Source organism: Corynebacterium amycolatum SK46 (assembly GCF_000173655.1).
Classification (GTDB): Bacteria; Actinomycetota; Actinomycetes; order Mycobacteriales; family Mycobacteriaceae; genus Corynebacterium; species Corynebacterium amycolatum_A.
The window spans coordinates 219,693-231,302 of the sequence record NZ_ABZU01000002.1 but is presented as its reverse complement, the minus strand read 5'-3'; the positions used below and the strand labels follow the sequence as shown (position 1 = coordinate 231,302).

Sequence of the window (11,610 nt, the reverse complement as noted above, 5' to 3'; positions counted from 1 at the left end):
CTAAATCAAAAACAGATCACTTAGCTGCATCTTTCACAGATAAGGACTCATCATGGCGTTTACTCCAATGACTGTTGCAGAGATTTTCGAGGCCTTCATCGATACTTCGGGAAAGCCACTGCCGCTGCGTTTGACTGCTTTCGACGGTTCGGCTGCAGGCCCGGAGGATGCGAAAGTTGGCATCAATGTACGCTCGCGCGACGCTTTGAATCACATCGTGACCCATCTGCGCGACGATGTCGGCTTTGGACGCGCATTCGTTACCGGTGAACTGGAACTGACCCGCGTGAGCCTCGGGCACCCCATCGAGGCCTTCGGGGCGTTGATGGACTTGCATGATCAATTCGAGGTTCCACCTGCTGCAACTTTGGCAAAGGTCGTCCGCTCGCTACGGGCGATGGGGCTGCCATATGTTCCTGAAATCCCGGAGATCGAGCGCACCGCATGGTGGAAGAAGCGCCTGCACAACGGTTTGGCTCGCCATTCTAAGGAACGCGACGCAGCGTCAATCTCTTCGCATTACGACGTGAGTAATGAATTCTATGAGTTGCTACTCGGGCCCTCGATGACGTACACCTGTGCGTATTATCCGAATGAAGACTCCACGCTTGAAGAGGCTCAAGAGAACAAGTATCGCCTGGTGTTCGATAAGTTGCGTCTAAAGGAAGGCGACCGGCTTCTCGACGTTGGCTGCGGTTGGGGTGGCATGGTTCTCTATGCAGCTAGGCGTGGAGTGAAGGCGATTGGCGTGACTCTCTCTGAACAGCAGGCAGAGTGGGCACAGGCGAAAATCAAGGAAGAAGGTCTCGAGGATCTGGCTGAGGTGCGCTTTCAGGATTACCGAGATGTCTCCGAACAGAACTTCGATGCCATCTCTGCGATCGGCATCCTGGAGCATATTGGCGTTAAAAACTACCCGAGCTTCTTTGGTTTCCTTTACGGAAAGCTGAAGGAGGGCGGTTTGATGCTCAACCATTGCATTACTTACTGGGATAATCACCGCACCCGCAAGGGCACCTTCATTGATCGCTACATCTTCCCGGATGGCGAGCTCACTGGCGTTGGCACAATCATGCATGCCATGCAGGACCAGGGATTCGAGATGGTCGATCAGCAGAACCTTCGCTTTGACTATGCCCGCACTCTCAACGACTGGTGCGAAAACCTGGAGAACGACTGGGATAAGGCAGTTGAGCTCGTCGGGGAACAGACGGCGAAGTTGTGGGGCATGTACATGGCCGGCTCGGAATACAATTTCCGTCATAACGCCATCCAGCTGCACCAGGTGCTAGGAGTTAAGTTGCTTCCTGACGGCTCCCGCGGCGATGTCCCCGAGCGACAGTGGTGGGAGGATTAGAGACTCCAGTGGCGCAAGAGGTTGTGGGGTGAGGCGCGCCGCGCCTTACGACGAAAATTTGGTCGCAAACCGGAGTTGCACTCAAAGTGGCTGAAATTTTTACGCTGTTACCAGGGTGTTTGGACTAAACTCGCAGCTCGCGTACTGTTATACAACGATCCCAGAAAAGAATTGGGAACTTGAGACATTACCCAGTAGGCCAGCGAGAGCGGCTGACTGGGTTTCGCACGTTCAAAATCCCTCCATTTCTTGCGTTCAACCGATGGGCTCACCACTGGATGAGTAATAACTTTTCTTGTGATGCATTCACACGGAAGGTGGTTACTCCGCTGCGGTTGGCATCGGGCGTGAGAATGTCCAGCGAGGATTGAAAACAGAAAGAGGCTTCATGCCCACTATTCAGCAGCTGGTCCGCAAGGGCCGCCATGACAAGAAGGCTAAGGTTGCAACCGCAGCTCTGAAGGGTTCCCCTCAGCGCCGCGGCGTTTGCACCCGTGTTTACACCACCACCCCGAAGAAGCCGAACTCGGCTCTTCGTAAGGTCGCTCGTGTTCGCCTGACCTCCGGTATCGAGGTTTCGGCTTACATTCCGGGTGAGGGCCACAACCTGCAGGAGCACTCCATGGTGCTCGTTCGCGGTGGTCGTGTTAAGGACCTCCCGGGTGTCCGCTACAAGATCGTCCGCGGTTCCCTGGACACCCAGGGTGTCAAGGACCGCAAGCAGGCTCGTTCCCGCTACGGCGCAAAGAAGGAGAAGTAAGCCATGCCACGTAAGGGCCCAGTACAGAAGCGTCCTGTCGTCAACGACCCGGTCTACGGCTCCCCTCTGGTGTCGCAGCTGGTCAACAAGGTTCTGCTCGACGGTAAGAAGTCGACCGCAGAGCGCATCGTCTACGGTGCACTTGAGCTGTGCGAAGAGAAGACCGGTACTGACCCGGTGCTGACTCTGAAGCGCGCAATCGAGAACGTCAAGCCGGCTCTTGAGGTTCGTTCCCGCCGTGTTGGTGGCGCCACCTACCAGGTTCCGGTCGAGGTTCGTCCGGGCCGTGGCACCACGCTGGCACTGCGCTGGCTGCTGATGTTCTCCCGCCAGCGCCGTGAGAACACCATGACCGAGCGTCTCGCTAACGAGATCCTCGATGCATCCAACGGCCTGGGTGCATCCGTCAAGCGTCGTGAGGACACTCACAAGATGGCGGAGGCAAACCGCGCATTCGCTCACTACCGCTGGTAATCGCTTATCGACGGAGGCCGCGAATGGTCACCGTCGTAAAGCAGCTGCCGGTATGTCAACGGCGCGCGTCGGTCGCGGTCCACAGATCTTTAAGGTCACTCAATAGGGGCCAGCCCGGCGCTTACACCCGATGTCTTGCGTAGAATTTACGCAATAGGTGTACGTCACGGCGCGACTTCGCGCCAAGACGGTGGCATTATAGATAAAGCAAACCCGACCGACGGCGGATTTGACGGCCGATTGCAATCCCGTAATTGAGCCTCACCGCCAAACCGATTTGAAACGAGTGGGGAATCAAGTGGCTGAAGGTGCACTTCCCGTTAAGAAGGACCTCCACAAGGTCCGCAACATCGGCATCATGGCGCACATCGATGCTGGTAAGACGACTACGACCGAGCGCATCCTGTACTACACGGGTATTAACCGCAAGGTCGGTGAGACTCACGATGGTGCGTCCACCACCGACTGGATGGAGCAGGAGAAGGAGCGCGGTATTACCATTACCTCCGCTGCTGTGACCTGTTTCTGGAACGACAACCAGATCAACATCATCGATACCCCGGGCCACGTCGACTTCACCGTTGAGGTTGAGCGTTCCCTGCGTGTGCTCGACGGTGCCGTCGCAGTCTTCGACGGTAAGGAAGGTGTCGAGCCGCAGTCTGAGCAGGTTTGGCGTCAGGCTCAGAAGTACGATGTCCCGCGTATTTGCTTCGTCAACAAGATGGACAAGCTGGGCGCTGACTTCTACTACACCGTTGGCACCATCGTTGACCGCCTGGGTGCAAAGCCGTTGGTTATGCAGCTGCCGATTGGCGCTGAGGATGACTTCGACGGTGTTGTTGACCTGCTGGAGATGAAGGCTCTCATGTGGCCGGGCAAGGTCGAGATCGGTACTCCTGCGCAGGTCGAGGAGATTCCGGCTGACATGGTCGACAAGGCTAACGAGTACCGTGAGAAGCTCATTGAGACCGTCGCTGAGTCCGACGAGGAGCTCATGGAGAAGTACTTCGGTGGCGAAGAGCTGACCATGGACGAGATCAAGGGCGCCATCCGCAAGTTGGTTCTGAACTCTGAGATCTACCCGGTCTACTGTGGTACCGCGTACAAGAACAAGGGTGTTGAGCCGCTGCTCGACGCCGTCATTGACTTCCTGCCGAATCCGCTGGACATCGGTGAGGTTCACGGCCACCAGATGGGCGACGAGGACGTCGATATGGTCCGTAAGCCGTCTAAGGATGAGCCGTTCTCCGCTCTCGCATTCAAGATTGCTGCTCACCCGTTCTTCGGCAAGCTGACCTTCGTCCGCGTTTACTCCGGTCGCGTGGAGCCGGGCCAGCAGGTCTTGAACTCCACCAAGGACAAGAAGGAGCGCGTCGGTAAGCTGTTCCAGATGCACGCCAACAAGGAGAACCCTGTTGACGAGGCAGTGGCAGGTAACATCTACGCCTTCATCGGTCTGAAGGACACCACCACCGGTGACACCCTGTGTGCACAGGATGCTCCAATCGTTCTGGAGTCCATGTCCTTCCCGGATCCGGTTATCTCCGTTGCTATTGAGCCGAAGTCCAAGGCTGATCAGGAGAAGCTGAGTACTGCTATTCAGCGTCTGGCTGAAGAGGACCCGACCTTCACCGTCAAGTTGGACGAGGAGACCGGCCAGACCGTTATCGGCGGTATGGGCGAGCTCCACCTCGACGTCCTGGTTGACCGCATGAAGCGCGAGTTCAAGGTCGAAGCAAACATCGGTAACCCGCAGGTTGCTTACCGCGAGACCATCCGTAAGCCTGTCGAGAAGTTCGAGTACACCCACAAGAAGCAGACCGGTGGTTCGGGTCAGTTCGCTCGCGTCATCATTGCTCTGGAGCCGTACGCTCCGTCTGCTGACGAGGTTGAAGAGGACGAGTCCACCGCTTACAAGTTCGTCAACGAAGTCACCGGTGGTCGTGTTCCGAAGGAATACATCCCGTCTGTCGACGCTGGTATTCAGGACGCAATGCAGTATGGTACCCTCGCCGGCTACCCGCTGGTGAACATCCAGGCAACCCTGCTCGACGGTGCTTACCACGAGGTTGACTCCTCTGAAATGGCCTTCAAGATCGCTGGTCAGCAGGCTCTGAAGGAAGCTGTTCAGAAGGCTAAGCCGGTCCTGCTCGAGCCGATGATGGCCGTTGAGGTTATTACTCCAGAAGAGTACATGGGCGAGGTCATCGGTGACATCAACTCCCGTCGTGGCCAGGTCAACTCCATGGAGGACCGCACCGGCGTCAAGGCTGTCAAGGCTCTGGTTCCGCTGTCCGAGATGTTCGGCTACGTTGGTGACCTGCGTTCCAAGACCCAGGGTCGCGCAAACTACACCATGATCTTCGACTCCTACGCTGAGGTTCCGTCCTCCGTGGCCGAGGAGATCATTGCAGCTCGTACCGGCGCTTAAATCGTGTCGGTAGGGTGGGGTGCTCAATCAGAGCTGACCCCATCCCTGCACGTACTGCACTGTCACTCGTTTTAGTTGACGCAGTGCGAGGGTCTGCAGCTTTGATAGATTCCCTTTAGCTTTGACTCTGCTGAGACACCGTCAAACTGTTGGCGTGTGTTAGCACAGACAAGCTCTAGGGGGTAGCTGCTCGCAATTCATATCGTTGGTCGATTTTAAATCGCTGTTCAAATATCTAGCATTTATGCTGGTAAATGACGATGTGAGTTGCTGGCCGTTACCCACCCTTAACTAGGGGGTTGGTCTGGTTTGGAAAACTCCAGTATCCTGCCCTAGTATCGAGTAACTGGCACAGTGAAAGAATAGTGCTCTTTTGCGCGCGCACGTTCCGAAGTCGTAAGCGAACAGCTTGAAGGCTTCTGATGTTGTGAAGGCGGATAGAGTGACCACAAAATTGTGGCTGCGAGAGTCGTGGCCACCTAGACCTCCAGGAGGACTAAAAGTGGCAAAGGCGAAGTTCGAGCGTACGAAGCCGCACGTCAACATCGGTACCATTGGTCACGTTGACCACGGTAAGACCACCACTACCGCCGCTATCACCAAGGTTCTGGCTGACAAGTTCCCGGACCTGAACGAGTCGTTCGCTTACGATGCCATCGATAAGGCACCGGAAGAGAAGGAACGTGGCATTACCATCAACGTTTCCCACGTTGAGTACCAGACGGAGAAGCGCCACTACGCTCACGTCGATGCCCCGGGCCACGCTGACTACATCAAGAACATGATTACCGGTGCTGCTCAGATGGACGGCGCAATCCTGGTTGTCGCCGCTACTGACGGCCCGATGCCGCAGACCCGCGAGCACGTTCTGCTGGCTCGCCAGGTTGGCGTTCCGTACATCCTCGTTGCACTGAACAAGTGCGACATGGTCGACGACGAAGAGATTATCGAGCTCGTCGAGATGGAGGTCCGCGAGCTGCTGGCTGAGCAGGACTACGACGAGGAAGCTCCGATCGTTCACATCTCCGCTCTGAAGGCTCTTGAGGGCGAAGAGAAGTGGGTCAACTCCATCCTCGAGCTGATGGAAGCCTGCGACGAGAACATCCCGGATCCGGTCCGCGAGACCGACAAGCCGTTCCTGATGCCGATTGAGGACATCTTCACCATTACCGGTCGCGGCACCGTTGCTACCGGTCGTGTTGAGCGCGGCGTTCTGAACGTCAACGACGAGGTCGAGATTCTGGGCATCAAGGAGAAGTCCCAGAAGACCACCGTTACCGGTATCGAGATGTTCCGCAAGCTGCTGGATTCCGCTGAGGCTGGCGACAACTGTGGTCTGCTGCTCCGCGGTACCAAGCGTGAGGACATCGAGCGCGGTCAGATCGTTGCTAAGCCGGGCGCTTACACCCCGCACACCGAGTTCGAGGGTTCCGTCTACATCCTGTCCAAGGATGAGGGTGGCCGTCACACCCCGTTCTTCAACAACTACCGTCCGCAGTTCTACTTCCGCACCACCGACGTCACCGGCGTCGTTTCCCTGCCGGAAGGTGTCGAGATGGTCATGCCGGGCGACAACGTTGACATGTCTGTCAAGCTGATCCAGCCGGTCGCAATGGACGAGGGCCTGCGCTTCGCTATCCGCGAGGGTGGTCGCACCGTCGGCGCTGGCCGCGTTACCAAGATCATTAAGTAAGTCTTCTCCCCAAAGGGGAAATGCTTTAACTAGGTCTTAGAAGAATCCCGACTCCGCGTAAGCGGAAGTCGGGATTTTTTGTATCTGTACATAGCCGACACTAGACGGGATGGGGGCGGCGCTATAGCCGTCGTTAAGCAGACTGTGCCGTAATGGGTGTGATGTACGTTGCACTTTGGAATCGTGATTTTACATTCGCAGTGCGGACGTGCTTTAATACGGGGGTTGCTTTAACAAAGGCGTTCGCGCCAATTGTCGTATCAGGCCCAGCTGGGAACCAGTACGAAATTGGACTTAGCGCCTATGGTAAGGCGAGCATGACCACGTAGGGAAGCTTCTTCCCAATCGTGCCTCACGGAGAAAACGGGCGACACGCCCGACCGCGGGGGTCGGAGGTGGCATGGCAAATTAACAGCGGCAGTAGGCAAAATGAAGAGCCCCACGAGGGGGACTTGTTTTCCACTGGGATTTGAGTGCAAGGCGTTATTCGTCCGCTCGGGTCATGGCCAAAAGTTAATTTGCCATGACGATCGAAGACGAAATCGCTTTGAAGTAATGCACAACCCAGTTTTAATTTCTGGCGCTGGCCATAGTTGCTGACGGCGTCGAGAAACATTGACAGGGTCGACGCCCCTTTTATTGGGGCGCGCCGACCGAGGAGAGGACAAGCGTGGCCGGACAGAAGATCCGCATCAGGCTCAAGGCCTACGACCACGAGGCTATCGACGCTTCTGCGCGAAAGATCGTGGAGACCGTTACCCGTACGGGTGCACGCGTCGTTGGCCCGGTGCCGTTGCCAACCGAAAAGAACGTTTACTGCGTTATCCGTTCGCCGCACAAGTACAAGGACTCGCGCGAGCACTTCGAGATGCGCACTCACAAGCGTCTGATCGACATTCTCGATCCAACGCCGAAGACCGTCGATGCACTTATGCGCATTGACCTTCCGGCAAGTGTCGATGTGAACATTCAGTGATCCTGGACTTTTGGTAGCGGAGACAAGATAAATGAGTGAAAACGAGATCAAGGGCATCCTGGGCACGAAGCTCGGTATGACTCAGATCTTCGACGAGGAAAACCGCGTTGTTCCGGTTACCGTCGTTGAGGCTGGGCCGTGCGTAGTGACTCAGGTGCGCACTAAGGAAACCGACGGCTACGACGCCGTCCAGATTGCATACGGCGAAATTGACCCGCGTAAGGTCAACAAGCCGGAGGCCGGCCACTTCAAGAAGGCCGGTGTGACCCCGCGTCGCCACAGCGTCGAGATTCGCACCCCGGACGCTTCCTCTTACGAGGTCGGCCAGTCCGTTGGTGTCGACATCTTTGGCGAAATTGAGTACGTCGACGTCACTGGTACGTCCAAGGGCCATGGCTTCGCCGGTGGTATGAAGCGCCACGGCTTTGCCGGCCAGGGTGCTGCTCACGGTAACCAGGCTGCTCACCGTCGTGTTGGTGGCATTGGCGCCTGCGCCACGCCAGGACGCGTCTTCAAGGGCAAGCGCATGGCAGGCCGCATGGGTAACGACCGGGTCACAACCCAGAACCTGAAGATCCAGAAGGTTGACGCTGACGCGAACCTGCTGCTCATCAAGGGCGCAGTTCCGGGTGCACGCGGCGGCCTGCTGGTTGTTAAGACTGCCACGAAGGGTGGTGCTCACGCATGACCAACCTCAAGCTAGACGTACACACCGCTGAAGGCGGCGTGAACGGTTCGGTTGAGCTTCCTGCTTCCGTGTTTGACGCGGAGGTGTCCATCGCCCTGATGCACCAGGTTGTTGTCGCACAGCGTGCAGCAGCTCGCCAGGGCACCCACAAGGTCAAGACCCGCGGCGAGGTTCGCGGCGGTGGCCGCAAGCCGTGGCGCCAGAAGGGTACCGGTCGCGCTCGTCAGGGTTCGATCCGTGCTCCGCACTGGACCGGCGGTGGCATTGTTCACGGCCCGGTGCCACGCGACTACAGCCAGCGCACCCCGAAGAAGATGATTGCAGCTGCTCTGCGCGGCGCACTCTCTGACCGTGCTCGCCACGACCGCATCCACGTTGTCGAGGAACTGGTCCCAGGCCAGACCCCGTCCACGAAGGCAGCTCGTACTTTCGTCGAGCGTCTGACTGAGCGCCACAACGTGCTCGTCGTTCTGCCACGCGAGGACGTCAACTCGTGGAAGTCGGTTCGTAACCTGCCAGGTGTCCACATCCTGTCTGAGGATCAGCTGAACACCTACGACGTTCTGAAGGCCGATGACGTCATCTTCGCCGTTCAGGCACTTAATGACTTCATCACTCGCACCGCCGGTAAGGAGGAGAAGTAATGGCTACCATCGCAGATCCCCGCGACATCATTGTTGCACCGGTAGTGTCTGAGAAGTCCTACGGACTCATGGAGCAGGGCGTTTACACGTTCCTGGTTCACACCGACGCTAACAAGACCCAGATCAAGATCGCGGTCCAGGAGATTTTCGGTGCCAAGGTCGCTTCCGTCAACACCCTCAACCGTGAGGGCAAGCGCAAGCGTTCCCGCACCGGCTACGGCAAGCGCAAGAACACCAAGCGCGCCTACGTGACTCTCGCGGCCGGCAGCGATCCCATCGACATCTTCGGCGGTTCGGCAGCCTAGCCGCTAGCCGACGAGGAAGTTAAGGAAGAGCAAAAGTATGGCTATTCGTAAGTACAAGCCGACTACGCCGGGTCGCCGCCAGAGCTCCGTCTCCGAGTTCAGCGAGGTTACTCGCTCGACTCCTGAGAAGTCTCTGCTGCGCCCGCTGTCGAAGACTGGTGGCCGTAACGTACACGGTCACATCACCACTCGCCACAAGGGTGGCGGACACAAGCGCCAGTACCGTGTCATCGACTTCCGTCGTAATGACAAGGACGGCATTCCGGCAAAGGTCGCTCACATCGAGTACGACCCGAACCGTACCGCCAACATCGCACTGCTGCACTACGCAGACGGTGAGAAGCGCTACATCATCGCTCCGAAGAACCTGAAGCAGGGTGCCATCGTTGAGTCCGGCGCTAATGCCGACATCAAGGTTGGTAACAACCTGCCGCTGCGTAACATCCCGACCGGTTCCACCATTCACTGCGTGGAGCTCAAGCCGGGTGCCGGTGCACAGCTGGCACGTTCTGCTGGTGCTTCTATTCAGCTTCTCGGTAAGGAAGGCAAGTACGCAGTTCTGCGTATGCCGTCCTCTGAGATCCGTCGCGTCGACGCTCGTTGCCGTGCAACCGTCGGTGAGGTCGGAAACCAGGATCAGATCAACATTCGTTGGGGCAAGGCCGGCCGTATGCGCTGGAAGGGCTGGCGCCCGACTGTCCGCGGTGTTGTCATGAACCCGGTCGACCACCCGCACGGTGGTGGTGAGGGTAAGACCTCCGGTGGTCGCCACCCGGTTTCCCCGTGGGGCCAGAAGGAAGGCCGCACCCGTAAGCCGAACCGCCCGAGCGACCAGCTGATCGTTCGTCGCCGTCGTACCAACAAGAATAAGAAGCGCTAAGGAGGGAACTGAGAATGCCACGCAGCCTTAAGAAGGGCCCGTTCGTCGATGAGCACCTCCTCGCGAAGGTCGATGCACAGAACGAGAAGGGCACCAAGCAGGTCATCAAGACCTGGTCTCGCCGCTCCACGATTCTCCCCGATTTCATCGGCCATACCTTCGCCGTTCACGACGGTCGCAAGCACGTGCCGGTGTTCGTGGATGACTCTATGGTCGGCCACAAGCTGGGCGAATTCGCCCCGACCAAGACCTTCAAGGGTCACGTCAAGGATGACAAGAAGGGACGTCGATAAGCCATGAGCAACGACATTACTTCTGCACGCGCAACTGCGCGCTTCGTCCGCGTTACTCCGATGAAGGCACGTCGCGTCCTGGACACCGTTCGCGGTAAGTCCGTCGACGAGGCACTGAACATCCTGGAGTACGCTCCGCAGGGTGCTGCTGATCCAGTTGCCAAGGTTGTTGCGTCTGCAGCTGCAAACGCTGAGAACAACTTCGGCCTGGACCGTCGTACTCTGGTCATCTCCGAGGCTTACGCCAACGAGGGACCGACCATGAAGCGCTTCCGCCCGCGTGCGCAGGGCCGTGCTTTCCACGTCCGCAAGCGCACCAGCCACATCACCGTGGTCGTCGAGAGCCAGAAGGAAGGTGACCGATAGTGGGACAGAAGATCCATCCACACGGTCTTCGCCTCGGTATTTCCAGCGACTGGAAGTCCCGCTGGTACGCCGACAAGCAGTACGCTGACTACCTGGCCGAGGACATCAAGATCCGCGATCTGCTGTCCACCGGTCTTGAGCGCGCCGGCATCTCCGATGTCGTTATCGAGCGCACCCGTGACCGCGTGCGTGTGGACATCCACACCGCTCGCCCGGGCATCGTTATCGGCCGTCGTGGCTCCGAGGCTGACCGCATCCGCGGCCAGCTTGAGAAGCTCACCGGCAAGCAGGTTCAGCTGAACATCCTCGAGGTCAAGAACATTGACGCGGATGCGAAGCTGGTTGCTCAGTCCATCGCTGAGCAGCTCGCCAACCGTGTCGCTTTCCGTCGTGCAATGCGCAAGGCTATCCAGTCTGCAATGCGTCAGCCGCACGTCAAGGGCATCAAGGTTGTCTGCTCCGGTCGTCTCGGCGGTGCCGAGATGGGCCGCACCGAGCGCTACCACGAGGGTCGCGTTCCGCTGCACACCCTGCGTGCGGAGATCGACTACGGTACCCACGAAGCTCACACCACCTTCGGTCGCATTGGCGTCAAGGTGTGGATCTACAAGGGTGACGTGATCGGTGGCCGTCGCGAGTCCGAGATCAACGCCGGCAACGCCCGCCAGCGTCGCGGCAACGACCGCCCGCGTCGCGGTGGCAAGCGTCGTCAGCGTGCATCTGAGAAGAAGGAGGGCTAATTC

13 protein-coding genes are annotated in these 11,610 nt (G+C 58.0%); all 13 read left to right on the top strand.

Features of this window, described 5'->3' with window-relative positions:
- Positions 1–52: 52 nt before the first annotated feature.
- Entirely contained in the window at positions 53–1,357 is a 1,305-nt protein-coding gene (locus tag CORAM0001_RS02945) for an SAM-dependent methyltransferase (RefSeq protein ID WP_005509970.1), read from the top strand.
- Between the two features lie 388 nt (positions 1,358–1,745).
- Positions 1,746–2,117, top strand: a complete 372-nt coding sequence (rpsL, locus tag CORAM0001_RS02940) for a 30S ribosomal protein S12 (protein WP_005509887.1) — start codon at positions 1,746–1,748, stop codon at positions 2,115–2,117.
- A 3-nt stretch (positions 2,118–2,120) separates the two neighbouring features.
- Positions 2,121–2,591: a 30S ribosomal protein S7 gene (gene rpsG, locus CORAM0001_RS02935; protein ID WP_005509955.1), complete on the top strand. Its 471-nt coding sequence runs from the start codon at positions 2,121–2,123 to the stop codon at positions 2,589–2,591.
- A gap of 298 nt (positions 2,592–2,889) precedes the next feature.
- A complete protein-coding gene (gene fusA / locus CORAM0001_RS02930; protein ID WP_005509779.1) occupies positions 2,890–5,022 on the top strand; it encodes an elongation factor G in 2,133 nt (710 codons plus the stop codon).
- Positions 5,023–5,524: 502 nt separating this feature from the next.
- On the top strand, positions 5,525–6,715 hold the full coding sequence (tuf, locus tag CORAM0001_RS02925; RefSeq protein WP_005509995.1) for an elongation factor Tu: 1,191 nt from the start codon (positions 5,525–5,527) through the stop codon (positions 6,713–6,715).
- A gap of 670 nt (positions 6,716–7,385) precedes the next feature.
- Positions 7,386–7,691, top strand: a complete 306-nt coding sequence (rpsJ, locus tag CORAM0001_RS02920) for a 30S ribosomal protein S10 (RefSeq protein WP_003938093.1) — start codon at positions 7,386–7,388, stop codon at positions 7,689–7,691.
- Positions 7,692–7,722: 31 nt separating this feature from the next.
- A complete protein-coding gene (rplC, locus tag CORAM0001_RS02915) occupies positions 7,723–8,379 on the top strand; it encodes a 50S ribosomal protein L3 (protein ID WP_005509762.1) in 657 nt (218 codons plus the stop codon).
- A complete protein-coding gene (rplD, locus tag CORAM0001_RS02910) occupies positions 8,376–9,023 on the top strand; it encodes a 50S ribosomal protein L4 (RefSeq protein WP_005510033.1) in 648 nt (215 codons plus the stop codon). Before rplC ends, rplD begins: the two co-directional genes overlap by 4 nt.
- A complete protein-coding gene (gene rplW, locus CORAM0001_RS02905; protein ID WP_005509869.1) occupies positions 9,023–9,328 on the top strand; it encodes a 50S ribosomal protein L23 in 306 nt (101 codons plus the stop codon). Before rplD ends, rplW begins: the two co-directional genes overlap by 1 nt.
- A gap of 37 nt (positions 9,329–9,365) precedes the next feature.
- On the top strand, positions 9,366–10,208 hold the full coding sequence (gene rplB, locus CORAM0001_RS02900) for a 50S ribosomal protein L2 (protein WP_005509800.1): 843 nt from the start codon (positions 9,366–9,368) through the stop codon (positions 10,206–10,208).
- Positions 10,209–10,222: 14 nt separating this feature from the next.
- Positions 10,223–10,501 carry a 30S ribosomal protein S19 gene (gene rpsS / locus CORAM0001_RS02895; protein ID WP_005509882.1) on the top strand — a complete coding sequence of 93 codons (279 nt, stop codon included), beginning with the start codon at positions 10,223–10,225 and terminating at the stop codon, positions 10,499–10,501.
- A gap of 3 nt (positions 10,502–10,504) precedes the next feature.
- Positions 10,505–10,867, top strand: coding sequence for a 50S ribosomal protein L22 (gene rplV / locus CORAM0001_RS02890; RefSeq protein ID WP_005509775.1), 363 nt, complete (start codon positions 10,505–10,507; stop codon positions 10,865–10,867).
- Positions 10,867–11,607, top strand: a complete 741-nt coding sequence (gene rpsC, locus CORAM0001_RS02885) for a 30S ribosomal protein S3 (RefSeq protein WP_005509954.1) — start codon at positions 10,867–10,869, stop codon at positions 11,605–11,607. Before rplV ends, rpsC begins: the two co-directional genes overlap by 1 nt.
- Positions 11,608–11,610 lie beyond the last annotated feature (3 nt).

Coding starts and splice junctions, on each gene's coding strand:
- CORAM0001_RS02945 (WP_005509970.1), top strand. CDS start 53: ATGGCGTTTACTCCAATGACTGTTGCAGAGATTTTCGAGGCCTTCATC.
- rpsL (WP_005509887.1), top strand. CDS start 1,746: ATGCCCACTATTCAGCAGCTGGTCCGCAAGGGCCGCCATGACAAGAAG.
- rpsG (WP_005509955.1), top strand. CDS start 2,121: ATGCCACGTAAGGGCCCAGTACAGAAGCGTCCTGTCGTCAACGACCCG.
- rplC (WP_005509762.1), top strand. CDS start 7,723: ATGAGTGAAAACGAGATCAAGGGCATCCTGGGCACGAAGCTCGGTATG.
- rplD (WP_005510033.1), top strand. CDS start 8,376: ATGACCAACCTCAAGCTAGACGTACACACCGCTGAAGGCGGCGTGAAC.
- rplW (WP_005509869.1), top strand. CDS start 9,023: ATGGCTACCATCGCAGATCCCCGCGACATCATTGTTGCACCGGTAGTG.
- rplB (WP_005509800.1), top strand. CDS start 9,366: ATGGCTATTCGTAAGTACAAGCCGACTACGCCGGGTCGCCGCCAGAGC.
- rpsS (WP_005509882.1), top strand. CDS start 10,223: ATGCCACGCAGCCTTAAGAAGGGCCCGTTCGTCGATGAGCACCTCCTC.
- rplV (WP_005509775.1), top strand. CDS start 10,505: ATGAGCAACGACATTACTTCTGCACGCGCAACTGCGCGCTTCGTCCGC.